Raw genomic sequence first — 24,198 nt, forward strand, 5'->3', positions numbered from 1 at the left:
TCGTTCGTGGCCAGCTGGGCGGGCCGCCTGTCGTGGGCGGGCCGCCGACCGTCGCTCCGTCCGTCGTCAGCCCCGGCGTTCGGCGTCGCCGACGGCTACCGCCCGTCGCAGCACGATGGGCCCGGTGGAGGGCTGTTCCGCACTCGGCCGCCCGGCGGTCAGCAACTCCTGCCCGAAGACCGGCCAGTGGTCCGTCAGGTGGGCAACCGGGGTGTCCGGGGAAGGCTCCGGTGGCGCTGCCTCCGCCACCGGCGACCGCCAGACCGTCTCGGGTCGGGCCAACGGTCGGCCGAGAACAGCCGCCACGGCGGGACCGCCGCCCCAGGCCGGAGCCGCGGGCTCGGGCTGGGCGGTGCGCGTCGGCACCTGCTCGGGCTGGTCCGGGACATCGGTCACCACCGGATTCGGCTGGGTGATGGCATCCTCGATCCGGGTCGGTCCGGCCGGCGCCTCCGTGGACGCCACGCTGCCGTACGCGGTGCGCCCGGCCGTCGTCCTCTCGACCGGCTGACGCTCGGCCGTCGCGCTCTCGGCCGTCGCACTGCCCACCGGCTTGCGGTCGACGGGCTTGCGGTCGACCGTCGTGCCCTCGACCGTCCTACCCTCGACGGTCCTGCCGGCCGGGGCCGACTCACCCGAGCTCTGTCGGCGGTGCCGTCCGGGCGGTCCGGACTTGTCCTCGACCAGGGCGCTGACCAGCTCACGGATGACCGCGCCCTGGGCGCCCGCCTTCGTCGCCGGCAGCGCCAGGGCATCCTGGGCCGCGCCCGGCACCAGGGCCGGTTGCTCGCTGCTCGGCCGGTGGTCAGTGCGGGGCACCGCCCCGATCACCACGACACCGGCCAGCGGCAGCCCGAGCTGTTGCACGAGCCGGGCCGCCCGGGTGCTGTCGTCCAGGTTCGTCCTGCCGGCGCGGACGACAAGCAGCACGCCGTCCGCGTGCTGGGCGAACGCCGAGATCTCCCGTCCGGCCAGGATCGGCGGCGCGTGGACGATCACACAGTCCTCGTCCTCGCCCAGCACGTTGAGCAGCCCGCCCAGCTCGTGCAGGGCCTCCGTGTCGGCGCCCTCGCGAGGCTCGGCCGGCAGCACGGTCAGGGTGGGGAAGTCGACCAGGCGCACCGGCGGGCACTTCTGGGCCAGCACCTGCTGCCAGGTGTGCGGCGCCTCCGGGAAGTGGCCCGACAGCACCGGGTCCCGTACCGCCCCGTCCACCAGTGTGGCCCGACAGTGTTCGTCGGCCATGCCGAGACCGAGCAGGGCGGTCACCAACGCCTTGCCGTCGTCGTCGTGTGCGCTGGTGACCAGGATTCGCCGGCGGGGCAGGGGAGCGGTGAGCACACTCAGCGTCGAGATCGTGGCACGTACCGCGTCGGCGACGTTGGTGCGGCCGTACAACGCGGCGGCGTGATGGCGGGCGAAGCGGCGCGGCAGCTTCGGCAACACCCCGATCACCGGCAGGCCCAGGCGTGCCTCGATCTGGCCGATGTCGCGCAGCCGGCTGTCGAACCGGTCGCGCAGGATGGTCGCGCCCCAACCGGCCAGCAGCCCGGCCAGGGCCCCGAGCACGCCGTTGAGCAGCGGCTTCGGGAAGGCCGGCCGGGCCGGCGGGCTGGCGGTGTCGAGAACCCGCGCGTTGATGCTCGTGGAACCGCCCATGTCCAGCCGGCCCAACTGCTGACTGACGGCGCGGGAAGCGGCGTTCGCGATCGCGGCGGCCTGCGTACCGGTGCTGGCGCTCGCGTGCACGGTGATGATCTGGAGGCCGAGTTCGTACTCGCCGCTGACGTGACCGAGCACCGCCCGCTCGGGCAGCTGCAGCGAACGCGCCGCCTCCAGCGCGACCTCCCGCGACCCGACCAGTCGGGCGATGGTGGGCGTGAGGTTCTGGGCGAGGGCCAGATCGGCAGGTCTGTCCTCGTCGGTCTGCTCGGCGCTGACCAGCACGGAGGCTTCCGCCTCGTAACGCGCCGGGAGGAGCTGTGTCACTCCCTGCGCGGCGGCCAGGCCCGCGCACAGGCCGAGCAGCGGTACGCCCACCCGGCGCCAGGAGGCACCGAGCAGACCTTTGACATCTATCGACGCGCTCATCAGGCGATCGCCTCTCTGGTTGGGTGCCCGGCCTCGGCGGGCGATGTGCGGAGGGACCGGGCCGGGGACCGCAGCCCGCGCCAGGTCGTGCAGAGGGTCTCGGCGATCCGGTCCCAGCCGAACTCGGCGCCGGCACGGGCCAACCCCCTGTTGGCCAACTGCCCGGCGAGCGCCGGGTCGTCGCGCAGCCGCGCGAGGCGGGCGGCGAGCACGGTGACGTCGCCGGCCGGAAAGACGAGACCGGCGTCGCCCACCACGTAGGGGATCTCGCCGACGTCGCTGCCCACCACGGGTACGCCACACGCCATCGCCTCGACCAGCACCCGGCCGAACTGCTCGCGCAGCGGGATGCCGATCCACGGCAGGGTGTTGCGCTGCACCACCTCGACCGATGGCATCGCCAACACGTCCATGTCGTTGAGCAGCGTGGGCAGTTCGGCGTGCCCGGCCCAGCCGTGCCGGTGCACCCGGCCCGGTCGGCGCGCGGCGGCCCGCTCGATCTCGGCGCTGAGGCTGCCGTCACCGACCAGCGACACGTCGCAGTCGATCAGCTCGGCGGCGCGCAACAGGTCGACCACGCCCTTGTGCGGCTCGAACCGCCCGACGAACCCGACGGTGAACGGGCGCGCGGCCGGATCGGTGGGCAGTGGTTGGAACGTCCGGGTGTCCACGCCGAGCGGCACGATGGTGGCCGGGCCCCGGTAGCCCTTGATCCGCAGAACGTTCAGCGCCGCGGGTGTGATCGGGAAGGCGTGGTCGACGGACAGGTAGGACTGTCGCTCGATCCGGGGGAACGGCACCGGAAAGCGGGTGACCACGTTCTGCGCGGCGTACAACGTGGTGGGCACCCCGGCCCAGCAGCGTTGACGCAGCCGCAGCGCCTGCCAGGTGGTGAGGTACGCGGCCTCGCCGATGACGTGCAGGATGTCCGGGCGGGCGGTGGTCACGTCGTGCTGGCCGGGCAACCGGAACAGCACCGAGGCCATGTGCCCGGTCAACGACTCACCGAGCAGGTGCGGAACGACGTGGTACCGCAGCCGGTGGTGTCGACGGGCCAGCCGGGCCAATTCGCGGCGGGTCCCCGGGGACACGTCCGCGGCGAGCACGGTGAGGGTGACGTCCGGCTGTTCGCACAGAACGTCGAACAGGTCCGTCCAGTGTTCGGTGCGCTTGCCGACGACAGTTGTCAGGACGTGCATCACGCTCCTCCTCTCGTTTCAGGTCGGGTGACCGCGATCCGGCCGACGCGGGTCCAGGCCCGCAGCCGGGCCTTCCCGGCCCGGGGTTGCACTGGCATTCGCGCCCCGGCCAGTCCGATACCGATCAGTGCGCGCAGGAGCACCACGCCGCGTACCGCGCGCAGGGTGCCGGCGCGGTGGCGGGCGAAGAACCGCAGCATGCTGCGGTACAGGTGAGGCCAGATCCAGGCCGGGTCGGAGCTGCTCGCCCCGCCGGTGTGCACGGCGGTCACCGAGGGCACGTACAGCACCTCGGCGCCGCGCCGGGCCGCCTGGAGGCACAGCTCCTCGTCCTCGTAGTACAGGAAGTAGCCCTCGTCGAGGCCGCCGATCGCCACGAACAGCTCGCGGCGCACCGCCAGGCAGGCACCGGAGAGCCAGTCCACTGCCACCGGCTGCGCCCCGCGCACACAGGCGTCGTACGCGGCCCGGCGCTGCCGGCCGCTGAGCAGCCGTCGTAGCGACACCGGCACCAGCGACCCACCGAACCGGCTGGCCAGCACCGTGCCGAGGGATTCGAACCGGTGGGCGCTGATCGCGACCCGGCCGTGCGCGTCGGTGAGCCGTGGCCCCGCGATGCCCACCGACGGTCGGTCGCGCAGCACCCGGGCCAGTTCCGCCACCGCGCCGGGGGTGACCACGCAGTCCGGGTTGACCAGGAGCACGACGTCGGTGTCGACCCCGGCCGCGGCCCGGTTCACGGCGGTGGCGAATCCGGTGTTGGTGGGGCTGGCGAGGACCGTCACCTCCGGGAACCGGCTTCGGACGAGGTCGACGGTGCCGTCGGTGGAGGCGTTGTCCACCAACCGCACCGGCACCCGCGCCTGCCGCAGCGCGGTCAGGGCGGCGACGATCTGTCCCGCCGAGTTGTGGGTGACCACCACTGCGGTGGCGTCGGCCGCGCTCATGCCGCCACACCCGTTCGGGTCAGGGCGCCGCGCAGCAGCGGTGGCCGGGCGGGTCGCCGTAGCCGCGCCCCCTCGTGGTGTGCCGTGAGGAGGGTCAGCGCCGGCAGCAGGCCCAGCTCCCAGTGCCCGTCGGTGGGCGCCGCGAAGAGGGCGGCGGCCAGGAAGCCGCAGGACAGCGCCGCGAACGGCAGCGTGATCCCGTCCCGGCTGCGCAGGCCGACGCGGATGCTGCGCAGGATCGGCCAGAGGACCAGCAGGAGCCCGACCAGCCCGAGGTTGGCAAGGACTGTGACGTAGAAGGCGTGGTACACCGGCCCGACGTCGGTGAAGGTGAAGCCGGACAGGTAGATGTCCGGCGTGGTCTGTCCGAGGCCGGCCCCGACCAGCGGCTGGTCGGCGAAGACGCCCAGACCCACCTCGGATTCCACCCCCCGGTAACCGGCGGACTGCTGGAACCCCTTGGTGATCTCCGTGGCCCGCTCCCGTACCCCTGGCTGCAGGGCGAGGATCGCGGCGACAGCGACCGCCGTGGCGGCGGTGGCGGCCAGGCCGGCACGGACCGTGCGGCCGCCGCGCACCAGCATGATCAGCCCGGTCAGCGCCGCGGCGAGCCAGATCCCCCGGTACGACGCGAGGAGCACGTCGACGGCGAAGAAGCCGCCGAGCAGGAGGGCGCCGGCCCGACGCCAACCCCGCACCCGACCGGCGATCCAGATCAGCGCGGGGATGGCCATGAGGGTGATGAGCCCGCCGTGCCGCCCCGGTGCCGCCACCGAAATGGCGGTGAAGACCCCCGCCAGCACCACGTACAGGATGCCGGCGGCCAGGATCCGACGCGGCGTGGTGAGGGTGTGGGTGGCGACGAAGAAGTACACCGGGATCGTGGCCACCTGGTACGCGGCGACCAGCACCTCCGCCGGGAGGTTGCCGACGGCCAGGCCGTAGGTGGCCGCCACGACTGTCAACCCGACCAGGACCAGCATTCCCACGTCGGCGGCGGTGCGCCGGATGCCCCGCTCCGCCCCGAGCCAGTGGCGGGCGGCCAGCGCGGCGCCGCCGGCGGCCAACAGCAGCACCTTCACCGCGATGTAACCGCGCACGTCGCCGCCGCTGAGCAGGGCACCGACAACGGCGCCGCCGATGATGCCGACCGGCAGGACGGCCCAGGGCCAGAGCAGGAACGCGCCGAAACACAGCACTCCGATGGCGGCGGCCAGGCCGACCGGCCCGGGCAGCAGGGTCACCACTGTCACCACACCGCCCAGCGCGGCGCCGGCGAGCACCACACCGGGCGCGACGATCGGCACTCTCATCGCGGCAACCCCGCCAACAGGGAACGCAGCTGGACGCCCCGTGCCGACCAGCTGTTGCGGGTGGCGACCTCCCGGCGTCGGGCGGCGTCGTCGGGCGCGTCGGCGCGGTCCAGCGCGTCGGCCAGCGCCGCGGCGAAGCTCGCCGGGTCGGCGGCGAGGGCGATGGTGTCGCCCAGTGCCTGCAGCGCCGGCAGCGGCGTCGCGACGACGGGTTTACCGAGGGCCAGATACTCGAAGCACTTCTTCGGGTGCACGTAGTCGATCAGCCCGCCCACCCGGTAGGGGATGATGGTGACGTCGCAGGCCCGCAGGATGCCTGGCACGTCTGCGAAGCGGACGGCGTCGACAAGCACCACGTTGGACAGTCCGGCGAGCGGGGCACGGCCGGCCCGGGTGGACGGACCGATCAACACGAACGTCCACTCCGGATGGGCGCGCGCCACAGTGGCGACCAGGTCCGCGTCGAAGGCCCGGGTGTCGACCGCCCCGCTGTAGCCGATCAGTGGTCGGCGCAGGCTGAGCAGCCAGGGCGCGACCGGGCCGTCCGGCGAGAAGCGGTGCGGGTCGCATCCGTTGGCCAGCACCACCGGTGCCGGGTCGGAGGCGGGCATCCGGTCGGGTAGCGCGGTGGAGGAGGCGAGGACGAGGTCGGCGGCGCCGACGGCGGAGCGCAGCGCGCGGCGCAGGTGCCACCGGTTCCAGGGTCGGGTGAACGTCCAGTCCAGGTCGGTGGCGTCGTAGACGACGGCGGAGGCGCCCAGCCGGGCGGCCACCGGCGCGGCCAGGTCCTCGTCCAGCCAGAGCAGTCGTACGGATGCCGCCCGCCGCTGGAACCAGCGGCGCAGCACCCGCGCGGCGAGCCAGCGGTTGACCCGGTTGACCGGGGGCAGGTGCCGGCCGAACGGCAGCAGCGTCGGCGCGGCGCACTGCCACAGACCGTCGGCCACCTGCCGAACCTGGACCCGCCAGCGCGGGAGGTGCCCGGCCGGGTCGACGAAGAGCACCCGGTGGTCGACGGTCAGCTCGCGGGCCAGCGCGTGTTGCCGGTGGGCGCCGTTCGCCCACGGTGTGCCGCTGAAGATGACCACCCAGTCGCTGTCGTCGGCGGGCGTCACGACCGCTGCGGCCGCCGGTTGCAGGGTGGTGGTGTGCTCAGCCACGGCCCGACCGTTCCATCGGACGTGGCGCTCCGGCGGGCAGCAACTCGTCCTCGCCGAGGCGGCCGAGCACCGGGCGGGCGCGCTCGTCGTCGAGTCGCAGCAGGCGGGCGCCGGCGTGTCGGTCCAGCCAGCCACGCAGCGCACCGGCCGCGATCCGCCGGTTGATCCAGTTGACAAGCGGCACCGCACCACCCAGCGGTAGCGCTGTCGGCGCGACGGCGTGCCAGGCCGCCGAGCCGATCGGGGTCACCTCGCACCGCCAGCGCGGCCGACGTCCCGGCGGGTCGACGAAGAGCAGCCGTTGCCCGGGCGCCAACTGCCCCAGCACCGTCGAATGCCCCTCGACGGACCAGCGGGTCCGGCTGAACAGCACCACCCAGTCGCGGGTGTCACCGTCGGGCAGCGGGCCGACGTCGCCGCGCAGCGCGGCGAGCAGGTCGCCCAGGCCCAGCTGTACGGACCGACCGAAGAGCCGCTTGACCAGGTGATCGGCGATCAGCGCGGCCCGGAACACCGGCAACCGGTACCGGGGCTGGGTCAGCCGCAGATACCCGACCAGGCTGCCCAGCAGGTGTCGGAAGCGGATGGTCGGCCCGAGCAGCCGGCAGGACGCGCCCCGGCTGTGCGTCACCACGGCGTCCGGGAGCATCCACAGCTGGTGCCCGGCCTGGTCGAGCTGCCGCGCGAGGACCGCGTCGTTCCAGTAGACGGGGAACGTCTCGTCGAAGATGGTCTGCTGTCCGAGCACCGCGCGGCGCAGCAGCATGCAGCTGCCCGAGGCGAGTTGCCGGGGCCGGCTGAAGTCCTCGCCGCGCATCTGGAACCGGTGCAGCGCCTGGCGGAACCCGGGCAGCCGGCGCAGCGCGGTCACCAGCGCGATGGTGGCGGTGAAGCTGGGCTGTTGGACGTAGTGCTGCTGGAAGGTGCCGTCCGGGTTGAGGTACAGCGGGCTGACCCCGGCCACGTCCGGCCGCTCCCGCAGGTGCTCGACCATCCGCGACAGCGCGCCCGGGTGGAACCGGATGTCGCTGTTGAGCAGCAGGATCAACTGCCCGTTCGCCCGGCGGTACGCCTGGTTCACGGCGGCGGCGAACCCGGTGTTGTGGTTGTTGCGGATCAGCCGGACCCGGGGTTGGTCGGCGAGCATGTCCGCCGAGCCGTCGGACGAGCCGTTGTCGACGGCCACCACCTCGTAGTCCAGGTCGGGGTCGACTGTCGACGCCAGCGACTCCAGGCACTGCCGGGTCTGCTCGCGGGTGTTCCAGCTGACCAGCAGCACCGACAGCAGCGGGGAGCCCATCAGGCCACTGCCCGGTCGTCGCGCCGGGCGAAGATCCGCAGCAGGTCGCCGAGTTGTGGGTGCGTCACCCGGGGTGAGCGGCTGGCGGCGACGTCGGCGACCAGCAGATCGCGGGCGTTGCGCAGCCGTGCCGCCGGCTGCCAGTAGAACCGGGAGAAGACCGTGTCGTGGAAGATCACCCGGAACCCGGACTCCACAAGCATCCGACTCAGTGTGTCGGGCGTGAAGTGCCAGCGGTGGTACGCGGGAGCGATGGCGGGCCAGTCGGTGCCGAGTCGGTTGGCGGCGGCGGAGGCGATGTTGGGTACTTCGAGGGCGAGCCAGCCGCCGGGGGTGAGGGCGGTGTGCGCGGCGCGGAGGAAGGCGCGGGGGTCTTCGACGTGTTCGAGGACGTGGAAGGCGCAGACGACGTCGGCGGTGAGTGTGGGTGCGATGGTTTCGAAGTAGCCCTGGCGTACGGGCATGTGGAGGTGGTCGCGGGCGAAGCTGGCGGCGGCGTGGCTGACCTCGATGCCGCTGGCGGTGATGCCGGCCTGGTGGGCGGCTTCGAGGAAGTAACCTCCGGCGCAGCCGGCTTCCAGCAGGACTGTGGGGTGGACGCCGGACAGCAGCCAGCGCAACCGGCGGCTCGCTTCGAACCGGCGCTGACCGGCGGAGGCGAAGTAGTCCTGGTAGCCGTCCGTCGTGTAGTAGGCCTCGTCGTACAGCTCCTCCGGGGCCGGGGCGCTGCCAGCGGTCCAGACGAAGCCGCAGTCCGGGCAGCTCCACAGCAGCTCGCCGAGGGTCGGCGAGTGCCCACCGGCGCGGCCGCAGAGCTGGCAGCGGACCAGCTCGATCCCATCGAGTTTCATCAGGTGCTCCGTCCGGTTCGTGGCGCCCGGGCGATCACCCGGAGTAGGTCGCCGAGGCGTGGGTGGGTCAGCCGCGGTGAGCGGAGCCCGAGCACGTCGGCGGGGAGTAGATGTCGTGCGTGCCGCAGTCGGTAGGCGAGCGGCATGTAGTAGCGGAAGACAGTCGTGTCCTGCCGGACCACCTCGAAGCCGAGGTCGGTCACCAGCCGGACCAGGGTGTCGGGGGTGAAGTGCCAGCGGTGGTAGCGCGGTTGCAGGCCCGGCCAGTCGGTGCCGAGTCGGTGGGCGGCGGCGGAGGCGATGTTGGGTACTTCGAGGGCGAGCCAGCCGCCGGGGGTGAGGGCGTTGTGTGCGGCGTGCAGGAAGGCGCGGGGGTCTTCGACGTGTTCGAGGACGTGGAAGGCGCAGACGACGTCGGCGGTGAGTGTGGGTGCGATGGTTTCGAAGTGACCCTGGCGTACGGGCATGTGGAGGTGGTCGCGGGCGAAGGCGGCGGCGGCGTGGCTGACCTCGATGCCGCTGGCGATGATCCCGGCGCGGTGGGCGGCTTCGAGGAAGTAGCCCCCGGCGGGACCGGCTTCGAGCAGCACCGTGGGGCGGACTGTGGAGAGCAGCCAGCGCAGCCGCCGCCGTGCCTCGAACCGGCGTGGCGCGGCCCGGAAGTAGTCGTCGTAGCCGCCCTCGGCGAAGTAGTCCTCGTCGTAGCGTCCGTCCTCGGCGGCCTGCTCCTGCGCGGTCCAGCTGAAGCCGCAGCCTTCGCAGCGGCGCAGCAGCCCGCCGAGTCGGGGCAGGTGGGCCTGCCGTGGCCCACACAGCACGCACCGCGCGGTGCGGTGCTCGACGCTCATCGCGGACCGCCAGTGCTCGGCGACAGCACGGCCGTCGGCGCGCGCAGCAGCCGGTGCAGCCGCATCCGGTCGCTCGCGCCCAGGTGTCCGCCGGCGATGAGCAGCGTGCCGGCGATGAGCAGGGTCAGACCCGCCCGGGATGACACCGCGAGGGCGGCGTCGAGTCGTCCCGGGCCGTCCGGCAGGAACTGACTGGCCGCCGCCGCGACCAACCCGGCCGCGACGGCGGCGGCGAGCGGCGGCCAGATCGCCCGCACCAGCGGGGCCAGCGGCCGGGCCGTGGCGGTGTGGAAGTAGACAAGGAAGTACCCGGTGCTGAGCACCACCGCCAGCGCCGTCGACAGGGGTACGCCGAGCGGCCCGCACAGCAGCAGCATCGGCACGGTGAGGACCAGATTGAGGACGACGGAGAGCAGCACGTAGCGCGTTTCCAACCCGGGCCTGCCCTCGGCGCGGGCGGCGATCGTCGCCGCCCCGGTGATCAGGTTGAGGGCGTACGCGGGCGCGAGGATCATGATGTTCGCCGCCGCCCAGGGGACCTGGTGGCCCAGCCAGAGCCGGACCAGCGGATCGGCGCTGACCATCAGCGCCGCGGTGGCCGGGGCCAGGAACAGCGCGAGGTACCGGGTGGCGGCCAGGTAGAACCGGTCCAGCCAACCGGTGCCCCGGGAAACCGTGCGGGCGACCGCTGCGGGGAACAGCACGACGAGGGCGAAACCCGGGGGCAGACGGAGCAGGTTGAGCAGGCGACTGCCCAGGTCGAAACCGCCGGCCACGGCGGGGCCGAAGGCGCCACCGAGGACGAGGCGGTCGAGCTCCACGTTGACCATGCCGGCGCCGCTGGAGACCTGCACCCGCAGGCCGTAGCCGCCGATCCGGCGGATGTCGGCCAGGTCCGTTCGACCCCATCGGGGGGACAGGTCCGGGCACTGGCGGTGGGTCGTCGCGGCGAGCAGGAGGGTGCGGATCGCCCCGGTCGCGGCGGCCGAGGCGGCCAACGCCACCAGGCCGCCACCGAGGCGTACCACCAGGATGGCGAGGGCGGCCGCGAGGATCGCCGTGCCGGCGCTGATCGCGGCGAGCGACCCGTACCGTTGGCCGCCTTCGAGCACGGCCCGCCACGGCAGTTCCACGGCGCCGGCCACCAGGCCGACGACGAGCCACACGGTGGCCTGCCACGCCTCGTCGGCCAGGTCACCGAGGCGTAGCAGCCCGACGAGCCACGGCCAGCCGGCGCCGAGCGCCCCGAGGGTGAGCAGGCCCAGCAGCACTGCCCAGCCCAGCCCCAGCCCGAGCAGCCGACGTACCAGGTCCCGGTCGGCCGCGCTCTCGGCTCGGGCGACCTCGCGGACCAGTGCGGAGCCGAGTCCGAGGTCGATCAGGGCGGCCATCGCCAGCAGACCGGCGAGCACTACCCAGATCCCGAACTCCCGCGGCCCGAGCCGTTGGTAGATGACCGGCACCGAGACCAGCCCGGACACCGCCATGATCACCCGCGCGGCCAGCATGCTGGCCGTGTTGCGGGTGACCCGGGTTTCGACCGCGTGGGCCGCACTAGCCACGGGGGAACCCCCGGAACAGTTCGACCACTGTCAGCAGGAGCAGGGTGAGGTCGACCCGCATGGAGCGGCAGTTGAGGTAGAGCAGGTCACACCGGAGCTTGTCCTCGACGGTGGCCGCGTATCCGCCGGTGAGCTGTGCGATGCCGGTCAGTCCGGGCCGGATCAGGTGCCGCAGGTCGTAGTCGGGCAGCCGGTCGAAGCCGGCGATGAACTCCGGTCGTTCCGGGCGGGGCCCGACGAGGCTCATCTCGCCGCGCAGCACGTTCCAGAGCTGGGGCAACTCGTCCAGCCGGGACCGTCGCAGCCAGCGCCCCAGTCGGGTGATCCGGACGTCGTCCGGCAGGGCCAGGACCGGGCCGGTGGTCTGCTCGGCGCCGACCCGCATGGTCCGGAACTTGACCACCCGGAACAGTCGGCCACCCGTGCCGACGCGTTGCTGGAGGTAGAACGGTGGGCCAGTGAACGACACCACTGCGGCGATCACCGCGATCAACGGAATCACCACGACGGCACTGAGCAGGATCACGCTGAGGTCGAAGAACCGCTTGAGCCGCTCGCCACGGGGTCGGCGGGTGCCGCCCGATCCCAGCCGAATCCACGGCAGCCCACCGAAGCGCGCCATGGCCGGTGCTCGCAGCAGACCGTAGACGGGGCGGGCCAGCACCATGATCTCGACGCCGGCACTCATGCAACTGGTGATGATGCGATCGTCGATGCTCTCCAGGGAGTGCTTGAGCAACAGGAGTCGAGGGCGGACGGTGGCCAGCACCCTGGCGAGTTCCTCGGCGCGGGCCGGCACCGGGAGGCGGACGGCCACGTCGAACTCCTCGTCGAGGCGGTCGGGCGTGGTGGTCGCGTCGTTCGCCTCGAGCACCACCACGCGGGCCCGCCGTCGGTGCTGGTCGGATCGGACCTGCTCCTGATGGGCGAACAACTCCTGAAGCTGGAGCGGGATCTCCGGACGTTCTCGCGGTTGGGACCACGGTGCCTCGGCGAGGTCGTGCGGGGCCGCGCTGTCGTTGCCTGGCATCGGAGCTGAGTCCGCGGTCACGGGTCCCGGGGTCTTTCTCAACGCGCCGACCTCCTCCTCCGTCAGGTGCTTCGAGGGCATGCGGACGAGCACCCCGGGAGTAAGTTACTAGTCACAAATGCCCCAATAGTCCCGGATGGATAAAAACAGGACGTCTTGCTTTGAACGTCGCATTTCAGCCCAGACCGTTGGGCGAAACACACCTTTAGTGGGTATTTGGTGGGTTACGGTCGTGCCCGGTCGTCCGGTTGCCGCTGAGGGCCGACAACCCCGTCGTTCCAAGGAGTTCCACATGGACCAGCCAGTTGTTGCCGCCGGTGTCGACCCGCCGACGGACCTGATTCCCGGGCGCGTGCTGGTGACCGGCGGCGCCGGCTTCATCGGCAGCCACGTGGTCGCCCGGCTGATGCTGATGGGCAGCCAGGTCCGGGTGCTCGACAACTTCTCCACCGGCCGGATCGAGAACCTGGCCGACGCCGCGTACGGCGGACTGACCGAGGCCGACGTCGTCTCGGGTGACATCCGTACGCCGGAGGGCGTCGACGTCATCCACCAGTGGCAGCCGGACGTGGTGGTGCACCTCGCCGCGCAGCCGAGCGTTCCCGCGGCCCGGCGGTCGCCCCTGTACGACGCCGACGTGAACGTGTTCGGCACCGTCAACGTGCTGGACGCCTGCGCCCGCGGCGGCGTACGGCTGGTGATCAACGCGGCCAGCAGCGCCATCTTCGGCAGCGTCCCCGCCCACGACCTGCCGGTCCGCGAGGACTACCCGATCGCCCCGGTGAGCCCGTACGGCGTCAGCAAGGCCGCCGGCGTGCACTACCTCGACTGGTACGGGCGTCAGCACGGCCTGCCGTACACCTCGATGGTGTTCGGCAACGTCTACGGGCCCCGCCAGGAGGGCAGCGACTGCGGCGTGGTGTCCCTGATGGCCGACGCGCTGCTCGGGGGCCGGCAGGTGGTGATCTACGACGACGGCACGCAGACCCGGGACTTCATCCACGTCAGCGACGTCGCCGAGGCGATCGCCGTCGCCTGCCACCACCCCGGGGTGGGTATGGTCAACATCTCCTCGGGTCGGCAGACGAGCGTCAACGAGGTGTACGACACCGTCCGGGAGGCGTCCGGTGTCGGCAACGCGGCCCGTTACGAGCCGTTGCCCTGGCCCGGCGAGGTGCGCAACATGGCGCTGGACACCAGGAAGGCGCGCGAGTTGCTCGGGTGGTACCCGAAGATCGGCTTCACCGAGGGCGTACGGATGACGGTGCGCGACGCCCGCCGTCGCCAGGCCGGCAGCCAGATCCTGTCCCCGGCGCGGGCGTTGGAGCGCGCCGTCAGCGGCTGAGGCCTCAGCGCGTAATTCCCGTCATCTGATCGGGATTTTCATTGATCAGTCTAACTCTTGCGGGTCGGCATCCACTGCTGCCACGATGGCCGTCAATGCCTTCCGTCCCGAAGGAGTGGTCGTCATGGCGGTCTCCCGCCGCAGGTTCGTCACATCGGTGCTGGCCGGGTCCGCCCTCGCCACCGCCTCCACCACCGAGCTGCTCACCAGCATGTCCAGCCCCGCGCAGGCCGCCAGTCCTCCCGGGGACGTGGTCGGCAAGGTGACGGTCGGCTACCAGGGCTGGTTCAGCGCACCCGGCGACGGGGCGCCGATCGGCGGATGGTGGCACTGGGGCCGCGACCGGTTCCAGCCGCCCTCACCCGCCAACACCACGATCGTGTCCTGGCCGGACATGCGCGAGTACACCCGCACCTATCCCACCGCCTACCCCAACCTGGGCAACGGCCAGCCGGCCACCCTCTTCTCCTCCTACGACCAGCAGACGGTGGACACCCACTTCCGCTGGATGCAGGAGAACGGCTGCGACACCGCCGCGCTGCAACGGTTCAACCCGATGGGCGACGAGGGCCCCACCCGCGACGCGATGACCCAGAAGGTCCGCTCCGCCGCCGAGCGGCACAACCGCAAGTTCTACATCATGTACGACGTCACCGACTGGCTGACCTTCCAGTCGGAGATCAAGACCGACTGGACGACGAAGATGGCCGCGCACACCGCGTCGTCCGCGTACGCCCGGCAGAACGGCAAACCGGTCGTCTGCATCTGGGGCTTCGGCTTCAGCGAACCCAGCCGACCCTTCACCCCCGGGCCCTGCCTGGAGGTCATCAACTGGTTCAAGGCCCAGGGCTGCTACGTCATCGGTGGCGTACCGACCTGGTGGCGGCAGGGCATCGAGGACTCCCGCCCCGGCTTCCTCGACGTCTACCACGCGTTCCACGCGATCTCGCCCTGGATGGTCTACCGGGCCAGGACCGTGGAGGAGCTGGACTCGTACTACAACAACGTCAACGTCGGCGACATGGCCGACTGCGCGGCGCGCGGCATCGACTACCTGCCCTGCGTGATGCCCGGCGACCTCGCCGGGGGCCACCGCAAGCACGGCGACTTCTACTGGCGGCACATCTACAACATGGTCCGGCTCGGCTCCCAGGGCCTGTACGTGTCCATGTTCGACGAATACAACGAGGGCAACCAGATCGCCAAGACGTCCGAGACCCAGGCCACCACCCCGGCCGGCGCGAACATCCGGGCCCTCGACGAGGACGGCGTCGCCTGCTCCTCCGACTACTACCTGCGGATCACCGCCGACGGCGGCCGGATGCTCAAGGGGCAACTCGCGCTCACCGCCGTACGCCCCACCCCGCCGATGGTCGGCACCCCGCCACCGGTCACCGGCAACCTGGCCGCCGGTCGACAGACCTCGGCGAGCAGCCAGGGCGGCGGGTTCCCGGCGTCGAACGCCGTGGACTCGAACGCCGGCAGCTACTGGGAGAGCGGCGGCGGCTCCTTCCCGCACTGGTGGCAGGTCGACCTCGGCGCCAGCCACCAGGTCAACAAGCTCGTGGTGCGGCTGCCCGCCGGCTGGGGCGCGCGCACCCAGACCATCACCGTCCAGGGCAGCGTCGACGGCAACTCCTTCGCCACCATCGCCGGGGCCTCCGCGTTCGCCTTCGACCCGGCCGCCGGCAACACCGTCACCCGCACGCTGACGACCACCACGGCCCGCTACGTCCGCCTCAGCATCAGCGCCAACACCGGCTGGCCGGCCGCCCAACTCGCCCAGGTCGAGGTGTACGCCGGCACCACCGTCCCGGACAACCCGCCCACCACCCCGAGCGGCCTCACCGTCACCGGCAAGACGTCGACGAGCGTGTCCCTGGCGTGGACGGCCTCCACCGACGACACCGGGGTGACCGGTTACCAGGTACGCCAGGGCGGCACCGTCGTCGCCACCGTCACCGGCACCACGGCGACGGTGAGCGGGCTCAGCCCGTCCACCGCGTACACCTTCACCGTCACCGCCCGCGACGCCGCCGGCAACACCTCCGGCGCGTCCTCGGCGGTCACCGTCACCACGGACGCCGCCGCAAACGCGGACCTCGCCCGGGGCCGACCCACGTCGGAGAGCAGCCACGTCCAGAGCTACGGGTCGGGCAACGTGGTGGACGGTGACGCGAACAGCTACTGGGAGAGCGCCAACAGCGCGTTCCCGCAGTGGGTGCAGGTCGATCTGGGTTCCTCGCGCACTGTCGGTCGGGTGGTCTTGAAGCTGCCGCCGTCGTCGGCGTGGGGCAGCCGGACGCAGACTCTCGCCGTGCAGGGCAGCACCGACGGGGGGAGTTTCGGGACGCTCGTTGGGTCGGCGGGGCGGACCTTCAACCCGGCCACTGGTAATCAGGTGACGCTGACCTTCAGCGCTGCGCAGGCGCGCTACGTTCGGATCACCGTCACCGGCAACACCGGCTGGCCGGCCGGGCAGCTGTCGACGCTGGAGGTCTACGCCAGCTGATCGGGCGTGGGCGGCCGCCGGGGGAGCGGCGGCCGCCCATCTCATCGCACGGGCGCAAGCCGCACATCGCCAAGGCCAACGTCGAGGCGGACAGGTTCACGTGAGCTGCCGCAACGAGAACCGTCGAGGTCCCAGTGCTTCGTGACGACTGCGCATTCTCGGGTGACTTCGCCTCCAAGCGCTCGATGAGCCTAAAGCGCGGTGGTCAGCTGAGGCGCCGGATGAACTGACGGTCTCGGGCGCTGACCGAAGCCGTCGGGATGGCCGCTCGGAGGACGACATGGCTTGACGAGCAGCACGTTGCCGGCCGGGTCGGTGATGAAGGCCGCAGCGGCGGCGTAAAACGAAGCCAGGTTGGCGTACCACGTGGCGGGCTCCGTCCAGGTCACCTTGGTGACGCTAGCGGACTGGTCCAGGTGAAGCTCTAACGCCGAATGGATGCCTGAAGCGTGCTGCGCCAACTCCCGACCCCAGTCGCAGGCGGCGTCGGTGCCCCCAGCGCGGGCGTGAGTCACGGCCCTCATCCCACGATGGTGATCAAGAGATTTGCGGGACTTTTGAAGGTCAAACTTCCCGCAAACCTCTTGATCACGAAGGTCGGCGCGGTAGCCGAGGTCAGGGCGATCACCGGGGTCAGGGCGACCGCCGGGAGTGGGCGGTGGGAGTGGGCGGTGGGTGGGACGTTGCTGCTTCAGGCTGCTCTGGCCGCCGCTGGCGGCGGCCAGAGCAGCCGAGCTGACGAGCTGCGGACAGTGTCGCGCCGGCTGAGGTTCGGTGTCGGCCTCTGGCGCGTACCGTGATCGCCGATGTTGCCCGCGCGCGACCGGCGCCGGCCGGCGTGGCGCGACTGGCCACTGTGGTCGGCCTCACCCGCTGATGGACGCGCGCCAGCGCAGGTCGTAGGCCGGGTGGACGGTGCGTAACGGCAGGGTCAGTGCTCCCAGAGGTCCTCGGTGCGGAAGTACCTGGCGGTGAACGTCTCTTCCAGGGAGCCGGTGTCCGTCTCATCTGTCCACCAACCCGGCCAGACGTCGACACCGGAGGGCTCGCTGATGTCGGTCAGGACGGTGGAGCACCGGTGACAGCGCCGAGGCGCCGAGTCCCGGAATCGCCCGCCGCAGTCGCATCGCCGTAGTCGCGCCTCAAGTGCCGCCATCAGCGTGGGGTAGGCCCTGTCCTCGGAGGGGAGCGCGTCCGCGATGGTCCTGAACGTCTTGTCGTAGTAACCGACATCCACCCGCATCGGGCAGCTGTCGCAGTAGAGGAAATAGCAGTCCAGCAGTGGCGAGTGGTCGAGGCGGTGGAGGCGTTCGTGGCACTCCGGACAGGTAACGTCCTCGCCGTTCAGCCAGTTGTCGTCGTCTTCGTCCGGTTGGCTCACTGGTTGATCTTCCCATGGGTGTCACGTGGAGGAGCGGCGGCGATTCGCGTTTCGGCCCGGGTGGCACCGGCCCGCTGTGAGACTGGGCGAGTCCGGCACGTCGGTGCATCGGCGCTGGCCGACTCGACTTTGCGAGGTAGGGAAGATGTCCAACGACAGCGAAATTCGTCCCTTCCGGCTCGACACGCCGGAGGACGTGATCGCCGACCTGCGTCGCCGGATTGCGGCTACCCGCTGGCCCACCCGCGAGTTGGTCACCGATCGATCCCAGGGTGTGCAGCTGGCGACGATCCAGGAGTTGGCCCGCTACTGGATGACCGATTACGACTGGCGTGCGTGCGAGACGACGCTGAATTCGCTGCCGCAGTACACGACGAACATCGACGGCGTCGAGATTCACTTCATCCACGTACGGTCGCAGCACGAGAACGCCCTGCCGCTGATCATGACGCACGGCTGGCCGGGCTCGGTCGCCGAGCTGCTCGGGGTCGTCGGCCCGCTGACCGACCCGACGGCGCACGGCGGCACGCCCGAGGACGCGTTCCACCTGGTGCTGCCGTCGTTGCCGGGCTACGGCTTCTCCGGCGAGCCGACCGAGCCTGGCTGGGATTCCGCGCGGATGGCACAGACGTGGGCGAAACTGATGGACCGCCTCGGGTATTCGCGTTACGTCGCACAGGGCGGCGACGTCGGCGCGGCCGTTACGGACGCCATGGGACGTCAAGCACCCGAGGGGCTGCTCGGCATCCACGTCAACCTGCTCGCCGGGGCGGTCGGCATCAAGGACAAGCTGCCGGCGAATTCCGAGCAGGAACGTGCCGCGCTCGAGGCGCTCAAGCTGTTCTCGATGGACGGTTTCGGCTACTTCCTGGAGCAGTCCACCCGGCCGCAGACGATCGGCTACTCGCTGCTGGACTCACCTGTCGGGATGGCGGCCTGGATGCTCGACCACGACACGGACAGCTACTACAAGATCTCCCGCGCGTTCCTCGACGGTGAGCCGGCCGGCGGTCTCACCCGGGACAGCATCCTCGACAACATCACGCTGTACTGGTTGACGGGCACCGGTGCTTCGTCCGCCCGGTGGTACTGGGAGCAGGGGCGGTTTCAAGCAGCGGCCCAGGCGGCCGGTCAGGCTCCGCCGCCGGTCACGGTGCCGGTCGGCTTCACCACGTTCCCCGGCGAGATCTGGGCCGCTCCGCGTAGCTGGGCCGAGGCGGTCTACCCCGGCATCGCGTACTTCAACGAGGCTGACCGCGGCGGGCACTTCGCGGCGTGGGAGGAGCCGGAACTCTTCTCCGCCGAGGTGCGGGCCGCGTTCGGGCCGCTGCGGAAGACCTGACGGCCTCACCCGCTGACGGACCAGCGCCGGCGCCAGTCGTCCGCCGGGTGGATGGTGCGCACCGGGTCGGGCACCGGCCCTCGGGGCTGCCACTCGCGGGGGTAGCCGAGGGAGACCTCCTCGAAACGCACCCCGTCGTGGACGGTGGTGCGGGGGATGTGCAGGTGCCCGTAGACCACTGTGGCCGCGTCGAAGCGCAGGTGCCAGTCGCTGGTGCGGACGGTGCCGCACCACTGGGCGAAGACCGGGTACAGCAGGACGTCGGTGGGTTCCCGCACCAGCGGGTAGTGGTTGACCAGCACCGTTGGCAGCGCCGTGTCGCGTTCGGCCAGCCGGCGTTCGGTCTCGGTGATCCGGGCCGCGCACCACGCCTCCCGGCTCGGGTACGGGTCGGGGTGCAGCAGCGCCTCGTCCGTGCACACCACACCGGCCGCGTACGCCAGGGCCAGCGACTCCTCCTGGGTGCGCGCCTCGGGCACCCGGAAGGTGTAGTCGTAGAGCACGAAGAGCGGGGCGACGGTGGCCGGGCCGCCGTCGCCGTCCCACACCGGGTACGGATCCTCCGGGGTGAGCACCCCCAACCGCCGGCACATCCGCACCAGTTCGCGGTAGCGCTCCTCGCCGCGCAGCGTGACCGGGTCGCGCGGTGGTGTCCACAGCTCATGGTTGCCCGGCGCCCAGACGACCCGCGCGAACCGACTGCTCAGCAGCCCGAGTGCCCACTCGACGTCGGCGAACCGGTCGGCGACGTCACCGGCGACGAGCAGCCAGTCGCCCTCGTTGTCCGGGTGTAGATCCTGCACGAATGCGCGGTTCTGCGGGTGCCCGACGTGCAGGTCGCTGACGGCCCGCAGCCGGGGCGGAAGTTTCACCCCCCGAGGTTAGGACGACACGGGCGGCCCGCGGAAGCTCTGCGCCTGCCGTTCGCGCCCGATCTGAGGGCCCGCATATCCGGCGACCCGACGGGAAAGCGCGGGGGGTCCGACAGCCCGAGACCGGAGCAGGAGACAAACATGCCTTTCATCACCGTGGGGACGGAAAACTCCGCGCCCATCGACCTGTACTACGAGGATCACGGTTCCGGTAAGCCGGTGGTGCTGATCCACGGCTTCCCGTTCAATGGCGCAACCTGGGAGAAGGAGACGCGGGCGTTGCAGGACGCCGGATACCGGACGATCACCTACGATCGCCGCGGTAACGGTAACTCCGCCCAGCCGGCCTTCGGGTACGACTACAACACGTTCGCAGCGGACCTGGACGTGTTGATGACCGAGCTGAACCTGAACGAGGTGACCCTGATCGGTCACTCGATGGGCACCGGCGAGGTGGTCCGTTACCTGGGCAACTACGGCTCGCAACGGGTCAGCCGGGCGGTGCTGCTCAGCCCGCTGCAACCGATGCTGGCCAAGGCGAGCGACAACCCGGAGGGCGTCGAGCGGAGCCTGTTCAAGGGCTTCCAGGACGCCATCATCAAGGACCGGTTCGCCTACCTGACGTCCTTCTGTGACGCGTTCTTCAACCCGGACCAGAACATGGGCAAGCGGGTCAGCGAAGAGGCGTACCGGGCGCACTGGCAGATCGGCGCGATGGCCTCCGGTAAGGCCACCCACGACAGCGTGAACGCCTGGCAGGAAGACTTCCGTCAGGACCTGCCGAAGATCGACATTCCGGTGTTGATCGTGCAGGGTGACCAGGACCGGGTGCTGCCGTATCCGGTGACCGGTCAGCGGCTCGGGCCGATGATGCCGACCGGCACGCTCGTCACGCTCAAGGGCGCGCCGCACGGTATCCCGTGGACCCACGCCGACGAGGTCAACAAGGCGGTTCTGGACTTCATGAAGCAGCCCGCCAAGGCTCGCGCCTGACCCGTACCGGTAGCCGATCGGACGCCCGCGCCGTGAGGCGCCGCGACACCCGGCCCACGGTTCGCACCGGGGCCGGGTGTCGTCGTCGGTCAGGGCCGGCGGGCCACCACCGCGCCGTTGGCGCCGGGCGCGTCGAACGGCACGGTACGCACGTCGACGAAGCCGGCGTCGGTGAGCCACGCCGCGTACTCGGCGCCCGAGTAGTTCCGGCCGCCCTCGGTCTCGACAAGCATGTTCATCCCCATCAGGGCCGCCTCCGGCGGTCCGGTGCGTTCGTCGTTGAGCAACAGCTCGCAGACGACGATCGCCCCGCCGGACGGCAACGCCGCGTGGCAGCGGGCCAGCAACGCCCGGTTCGTCGGCTCGTCCCAGTCATGCAGGATCATGCTGAGCAGGATGACGTCGTGCCCGTCCGGCAGCGCCGGGTCGGCGAGGAAGTCACCGGCCACCGCGTCGATCCGCCCGGTGAGCCCAGCCTCGGCGATCCGCTCCCGGGCGCGCACGCAGACGTGCGGCAGATCCAGGACGGTCGCCCGCAGCTCGGGCAGGCGTCGGCAGAACTCGATCGGGAACGCGCCCGCGCCGCCGCCCACGTCGAGCAACCGGCGATGCGCGGAGAAGTCGTACGCGTCGGCCAGCGCGCTGGCGGTGAAGCTCGACGTGGAGAACATCGCGTCCCAGAACTGCGCCAGCATCTGGGGGTCCTCGGTGTCGAACATCGACTGTTGGGCCTCCGGGTCCCAGGTCAAGGGTCGATCCGTGCGCAGGGCGTCGCCGATGCGGTGCCAGGGCAGGTAGGTGCGCAGGTCCGAGTAGCGGACCTGCGCCCCGAAGTAGTACGGGCGGCCCTCGACCAGGAACTGCTCGGCCAACTCGGAGTTGCGGTAACCGTCGCCGGCCTTCTCCAACAGGCCGAGCGACGCACTGGCGGCCAGCAGCAGGTCAGCGGGCCGGTCGGGCAGCCCGAACTCGGCGGCAGCCTGCTCGACGGTCATCGTCCGCCCGCCGGCGAGCCGGGTGAACAGACCGAGTTCGACGCCGGCCGCGAGGGTCTTGAACCCCCACACACCGGCCACCAGACGCATGAGGGGAGTCGGGGTGATCACCACGACATGAGATCACACATCACACGTTTCCACGATGGACGCTCACGCCCGGAGCAGCGTCACCATCCCTGCGGCCACCAGCACCCCGGCCCAGAGCCGGTCCACGTTGAACCAGGCCCGACGCAGCACACCGACCCCGAGCACCGGGACCGGCGACCACGTGGACGTCCCGTTCGCCGGCGTGGCAGCGCCGCAGCCCGCCGCATCCCGCTGACCGGCTGCCTCCGGCTAACCGGCGATCGTCCAAGCCACAAGTGCCGGCAGGGTCAGTAGGTAGGCGCTGCCGCAGAACCGGAACGCGCTGTCCGTGGCGCGACCGGACAGTCCACGACGGCCGGTGAGCACCTCCAGCGGAGTCGTGCCCTCGTTGTCACCGCCGTCCTCGAAGGTCAACGCAGACACCAGGAGCAGGACGTCGGCCGCGATGAGAAGGGGCCACGCAGACGGTGGCGCGGCGAATCCGGCGTAGATCAGCGGCCCCAGCACGATCGCGGGCACGATGCCGAGCGAGAAAGCGCTCACGATGGTCGCGATGATGGCGTACCAGCCGAACGTCGTCAGTCGCAGAAGCACAGCCAGTCCGACGACCATGACCTGAACGACACCCATTGACACCGCAGTCACCCTTCTACGACCGCATCGCGTACCGCGAGCTGGTCAAACCTGACCCGCGTCCTCGTCGGAGCGGCGTCCCCGCTGGTCTGCACCGTCAGAGTGGCTGTCGGGCTGGGCGTGTCCTCGACGATGACCACGTCCGTCACACCTGCAGGCAGGTCGGCAGGCCATCCGGCATCGTCGGTCGGGTCACTGGTCAGGAGGCGCGCGGCACGCCCCTTCAGGCCCGTGTCGGTAGCCCGCACCGGCCGCCACACCATCAACGCCGGCCGGGGAGGCTGGTTGACGGGCACATGCGAAGGCCCGGCCGTGCTCGCTGGCGCCCAGCTGCCGTCCGGCTGTCGGCGGCGCCTGGGCCGGTCACTGACCGATCCACATATGCAGGAGGCCTTCCCTGTCCACGACGCGGCGCTCGGAGAGCTCGGCGAGCAGCTCCAGATGAACGGGTCCGTCGACGATCTCGGCCTGGTCGGGGCGCAGCGCCCCGCCGAGACCCAAGGCCGGGACAAAGCCATAGATGGTGTTGGGGCCCACCGGACCACGCAGTGCGAATATCCGATCGAACAACGGCTTCCTGTCGGCGCCGTGAAGGTCAACGCTGCGGCGGTCCTGGGACATCAACAGCGCGTAGAGCCGGTCATCGCGGCGATCGTCCGACATCGCGCGGTCCGCCCGATCCGTGTGGACCACCCACCCGTACTGCGCGCTGATCGTCAACCGTGAGCCTGTCTGCTGCCCCCACACCTGCACATCGCCGAACGCGCTGCGGCTCACGGCAATCCATCGTTCTTCTTCCGGTAGGGCAAGGCCGTTGGTCCACGCGTCGACCGCCGGCTGCCACACCTCGGGATCACACAACCAGAACGATCCGTTACCGAAGCCGGCGAATCCGTACGTACGCCAGTGCCGCTGATCTGCCGGCGAGCTAGCCGGGCAGCATATGGCGACTCGCCAAGGTACACCCACGGCGTACCGTGTGCCGGCTGCGATTCGCGCCGTCGGCACCAGTGGGGTGGAACTGACCGGCTGGCGGGAGTAGGCATCGCCCGCACGAAACAGGCTTGCCCGGGTCAGCCGGTGAACCGCTGGCCGACCCGCCGCCCCGCGAGGCTCACCACAGTGCTGCCGGCCGCCATGCCGACCAGAACCAGAATCCCCCCGACCACCCACAACCCGCTGTCGTCGGTCGACGCGGCCCGCCACGACCACACCGCCGTGAACGCCACAGTCATCACCGGCGCCACCAGCCACGGGCTGAGCCGCGTCCCGGCGAGCGCGGCCAGCAGCACGAGCGTCAACACACAGCCGATCACCTGCCACGGCTCGTACGGGCCGCTGCTCGCGCCGGTCTGCGCGTCGACCGTGTACCGGGTGTCCCAGCCCAGCCAGAGGATCCACGCCCCGACCGTGGCCGCCGCCAGGAACAGAACACCGAGCAGTGCCCGGGTACCCCTCGTCGCCGTCATCCGGTGATCATCCCCTGCCTACCGCTCCACCGGAACACGGACCGGTAGCCAACCAGATCCCTGATGGACTGTTGCCTCGGTCGGTGGCGATCCTCTACGGTCTGCTCAGCGGTGGGCGGTGCGGTCCGCATCCGACCCGACACCGCCGGATGCCCGTCGTACGGGCCGGGATGGTGGAGTCCCGGGTCGCCCCGTCGGCGGTGACCCGGCGGTCGTGTGACTCCCAGCTCGTCCCCGGGCGCTGATGCCCGGCGTGGCTCCTTGC

23 protein-coding genes are annotated in these 24,198 nt (G+C 71.2%); 6 read left to right on the top strand and 17 right to left on the bottom strand.

The features are described from left to right. Nucleotides 1–66: 66 nt before the first annotated feature. The 10 genes from OG992_RS03060 to OG992_RS03105 are packed head-to-tail and all read right to left on the bottom strand — an operon-like array spanning nt 67 to nt 12,301. Nucleotides 67–2,091, bottom strand: a complete 2,025-nt coding sequence (locus tag OG992_RS03060; RefSeq protein WP_238682443.1) for a hypothetical protein — start codon at nt 2,089–2,091, stop codon at nt 67–69. Further along, nucleotides 2,091–3,290, bottom strand: a complete 1,200-nt coding sequence (locus tag OG992_RS03065) for a glycosyltransferase family 4 protein (protein WP_266302275.1) — start codon at nt 3,288–3,290, stop codon at nt 2,091–2,093. Before OG992_RS03065 ends, OG992_RS03060 begins: the two co-directional genes overlap by 1 nt. Beyond that, entirely contained in the window at nt 3,290–4,237 is a 948-nt protein-coding gene (locus OG992_RS03070; protein WP_266302277.1) for a glycosyltransferase family 2 protein, read from the bottom strand. Before OG992_RS03070 ends, OG992_RS03065 begins: the two co-directional genes overlap by 1 nt. Beyond that, entirely contained in the window at nt 4,234–5,550 is a 1,317-nt protein-coding gene (locus OG992_RS03075; protein WP_266302278.1) for an O-antigen ligase family protein, read from the bottom strand. The genes OG992_RS03070 and OG992_RS03075 overlap by 4 nt, the downstream gene beginning before the upstream one ends. After that, entirely contained in the window at nt 5,547–6,710 is a 1,164-nt protein-coding gene (locus tag OG992_RS03080) for a glycosyltransferase (protein ID WP_238682439.1), read from the bottom strand. Before OG992_RS03080 ends, OG992_RS03075 begins: the two co-directional genes overlap by 4 nt. Then, nucleotides 6,703–8,010 carry a glycosyltransferase family 2 protein gene (locus OG992_RS03085; protein WP_266302279.1) on the bottom strand — a complete coding sequence of 436 codons (1,308 nt, stop codon included), beginning with the start codon at nt 8,008–8,010 and terminating at the stop codon, nt 6,703–6,705. Before OG992_RS03085 ends, OG992_RS03080 begins: the two co-directional genes overlap by 8 nt. Next, nucleotides 8,010–8,861 (bottom strand): class I SAM-dependent methyltransferase, encoded by an 852-nt coding sequence (locus tag OG992_RS03090; RefSeq protein WP_266302280.1) that lies wholly within the window; start codon nt 8,859–8,861, stop codon nt 8,010–8,012. Before OG992_RS03090 ends, OG992_RS03085 begins: the two co-directional genes overlap by 1 nt. Further along, the gene (locus OG992_RS03095) at nt 8,861–9,709 is read right to left on the bottom strand and encodes a class I SAM-dependent methyltransferase (RefSeq protein ID WP_238682436.1); all 849 of its coding nucleotides are present in this window, start codon (nt 9,707–9,709) and stop codon (nt 8,861–8,863) included. The genes OG992_RS03090 and OG992_RS03095 overlap by 1 nt, the downstream gene beginning before the upstream one ends. After that, a complete protein-coding gene (locus tag OG992_RS03100) occupies nt 9,706–11,271 on the bottom strand; it encodes a lipopolysaccharide biosynthesis protein (RefSeq protein ID WP_266302281.1) in 1,566 nt (521 codons plus the stop codon). The genes OG992_RS03095 and OG992_RS03100 overlap by 4 nt, the downstream gene beginning before the upstream one ends. Further along, entirely contained in the window at nt 11,264–12,301 is a 1,038-nt protein-coding gene (locus OG992_RS03105) for a sugar transferase (RefSeq protein WP_238682434.1), read from the bottom strand. The genes OG992_RS03100 and OG992_RS03105 overlap by 8 nt, the downstream gene beginning before the upstream one ends. Before the next feature lie 292 nt (nt 12,302–12,593). Here OG992_RS03105 and OG992_RS03110 point away from each other — a divergent pair, with 292 nt between their 5' ends. Beyond that, a complete protein-coding gene (locus tag OG992_RS03110; RefSeq protein WP_266302282.1) occupies nt 12,594–13,646 on the top strand; it encodes a GDP-mannose 4,6-dehydratase in 1,053 nt (350 codons plus the stop codon). Between the two features lie 124 nt (nt 13,647–13,770). Next, nucleotides 13,771–16,158 (top strand): discoidin domain-containing protein, encoded by a 2,388-nt coding sequence (locus OG992_RS03115; protein WP_266302283.1) that lies wholly within the window; start codon nt 13,771–13,773, stop codon nt 16,156–16,158. Nucleotides 16,159–16,349: 191 nt separating this feature from the next. Here OG992_RS03115 and OG992_RS03120 read toward each other — a convergent pair whose 3' ends face one another. After that, nucleotides 16,350–16,547: a hypothetical protein gene (locus OG992_RS03120; RefSeq protein WP_238682431.1), complete on the bottom strand. Its 198-nt coding sequence runs from the start codon at nt 16,545–16,547 to the stop codon at nt 16,350–16,352. Nucleotides 16,548–16,742: 195 nt separating this feature from the next. Here OG992_RS03120 and OG992_RS03125 point away from each other — a divergent pair, with 195 nt between their 5' ends. After that, complete coding sequence (locus OG992_RS03125; RefSeq protein ID WP_266302284.1) at nt 16,743–16,958, top strand: hypothetical protein; 216 nt, start codon at nt 16,743–16,745, stop codon at nt 16,956–16,958. A gap of 131 nt (nt 16,959–17,089) precedes the next feature. On the opposite strand, the gene OG992_RS03130 is transcribed toward OG992_RS03125, so the two are convergent. Then, nucleotides 17,090–17,539 carry a hypothetical protein gene (locus OG992_RS03130; RefSeq protein WP_266302285.1) on the bottom strand — a complete coding sequence of 150 codons (450 nt, stop codon included), beginning with the start codon at nt 17,537–17,539 and terminating at the stop codon, nt 17,090–17,092. A gap of 145 nt (nt 17,540–17,684) precedes the next feature. Between OG992_RS03130 and OG992_RS03135 the strand changes: the two genes are divergently transcribed. Next, on the top strand, nt 17,685–18,881 hold the full coding sequence (locus OG992_RS03135; RefSeq protein WP_266302286.1) for an epoxide hydrolase family protein: 1,197 nt from the start codon (nt 17,685–17,687) through the stop codon (nt 18,879–18,881). 5 nt (nt 18,882–18,886) lie between these two features. Here the strand turns inward: OG992_RS03135 and OG992_RS03140 are convergent, their stop codons facing one another. Beyond that, nucleotides 18,887–19,753: a metallophosphoesterase gene (locus OG992_RS03140; protein ID WP_266302287.1), complete on the bottom strand. Its 867-nt coding sequence runs from the start codon at nt 19,751–19,753 to the stop codon at nt 18,887–18,889. A gap of 141 nt (nt 19,754–19,894) precedes the next feature. On the opposite strand from OG992_RS03140, the gene OG992_RS03145 reads away from it, so the two are divergent. Continuing rightward, complete coding sequence (locus OG992_RS03145) at nt 19,895–20,746, top strand: alpha/beta fold hydrolase (protein ID WP_238682427.1); 852 nt, start codon at nt 19,895–19,897, stop codon at nt 20,744–20,746. An 89-nt stretch (nt 20,747–20,835) separates the two neighbouring features. Here OG992_RS03145 and OG992_RS03150 read toward each other — a convergent pair whose 3' ends face one another. The 4 genes from OG992_RS03150 to OG992_RS03165 form a co-directional block, all read right to left on the bottom strand. Continuing rightward, nucleotides 20,836–21,852: an acetylserotonin O-methyltransferase gene (locus OG992_RS03150; RefSeq protein ID WP_238682426.1), complete on the bottom strand. Its 1,017-nt coding sequence runs from the start codon at nt 21,850–21,852 to the stop codon at nt 20,836–20,838. A gap of 228 nt (nt 21,853–22,080) precedes the next feature. Further along, nucleotides 22,081–22,443 (bottom strand): hypothetical protein, encoded by a 363-nt coding sequence (locus OG992_RS03155; RefSeq protein WP_266302288.1) that lies wholly within the window; start codon nt 22,441–22,443, stop codon nt 22,081–22,083. 384 nt (nt 22,444–22,827) lie between these two features. Further along, a complete protein-coding gene (locus OG992_RS03160) occupies nt 22,828–23,637 on the bottom strand; it encodes a GAD-like domain-containing protein (RefSeq protein WP_323181772.1) in 810 nt (269 codons plus the stop codon). After that, nucleotides 23,538–23,933, bottom strand: coding sequence for a hypothetical protein (locus OG992_RS03165; protein WP_266302290.1), 396 nt, complete (start codon nt 23,931–23,933; stop codon nt 23,538–23,540). Before OG992_RS03165 ends, OG992_RS03160 begins: the two co-directional genes overlap by 100 nt. A gap of 83 nt (nt 23,934–24,016) precedes the next feature. Between OG992_RS03165 and OG992_RS03170 the strand changes: the two genes are divergently transcribed. Then, the gene (locus OG992_RS03170) at nt 24,017–24,178 is read left to right on the top strand and encodes a hypothetical protein (RefSeq protein ID WP_266302291.1); all 162 of its coding nucleotides are present in this window, start codon (nt 24,017–24,019) and stop codon (nt 24,176–24,178) included. Nucleotides 24,179–24,198 lie beyond the last annotated feature (20 nt).

The sequence above is a fragment of the Micromonospora sp. NBC_00362 genome (genome assembly GCF_026342155.1).
GTDB lineage: Bacteria > Actinomycetota > Actinomycetes > Mycobacteriales > Micromonosporaceae > Micromonospora > Micromonospora hortensis.

Bases quoted from the DNA above. Each gene is read 5' to 3' on its own strand.
- OG992_RS03145 (WP_238682427.1), top strand. From the start codon at position 19,895: ATGCCTTTCATCACCGTGGGGACGGAAAACTCCGCGCCCATCGACCTG.
- OG992_RS03060 (WP_238682443.1), bottom strand. From the start codon at position 2,091: ATGAGCGCGTCGATAGATGTCAAAGGTCTGCTCGGTGCCTCCTGGCGC.
- OG992_RS03135 (WP_266302286.1), top strand. From the start codon at position 17,685: ATGTCCAACGACAGCGAAATTCGTCCCTTCCGGCTCGACACGCCGGAG.
- OG992_RS03155 (WP_266302288.1), bottom strand. From the start codon at position 22,443: ATGGTCGTCGGACTGGCTGTGCTTCTGCGACTGACGACGTTCGGCTGG.
- OG992_RS03110 (WP_266302282.1), top strand. From the start codon at position 12,594: ATGGACCAGCCAGTTGTTGCCGCCGGTGTCGACCCGCCGACGGACCTG.
- OG992_RS03070 (WP_266302277.1), bottom strand. From the start codon at position 4,237: ATGAGCGCGGCCGACGCCACCGCAGTGGTGGTCACCCACAACTCGGCG.
- OG992_RS03085 (WP_266302279.1), bottom strand. From the start codon at position 8,010: ATGGGCTCCCCGCTGCTGTCGGTGCTGCTGGTCAGCTGGAACACCCGC.
- OG992_RS03075 (WP_266302278.1), bottom strand. From the start codon at position 5,550: ATGAGAGTGCCGATCGTCGCGCCCGGTGTGGTGCTCGCCGGCGCCGCG.
- OG992_RS03090 (WP_266302280.1), bottom strand. From the start codon at position 8,861: ATGAAACTCGATGGGATCGAGCTGGTCCGCTGCCAGCTCTGCGGCCGC.
- OG992_RS03165 (WP_266302290.1), bottom strand. From the start codon at position 23,933: ATGACGGCGACGAGGGGTACCCGGGCACTGCTCGGTGTTCTGTTCCTG.
- OG992_RS03095 (WP_238682436.1), bottom strand. From the start codon at position 9,709: ATGAGCGTCGAGCACCGCACCGCGCGGTGCGTGCTGTGTGGGCCACGG.
- OG992_RS03105 (WP_238682434.1), bottom strand. From the start codon at position 12,301: ATGCCAGGCAACGACAGCGCGGCCCCGCACGACCTCGCCGAGGCACCG.
- OG992_RS03065 (WP_266302275.1), bottom strand. From the start codon at position 3,290: ATGCACGTCCTGACAACTGTCGTCGGCAAGCGCACCGAACACTGGACG.
- OG992_RS03115 (WP_266302283.1), top strand. From the start codon at position 13,771: ATGGCGGTCTCCCGCCGCAGGTTCGTCACATCGGTGCTGGCCGGGTCC.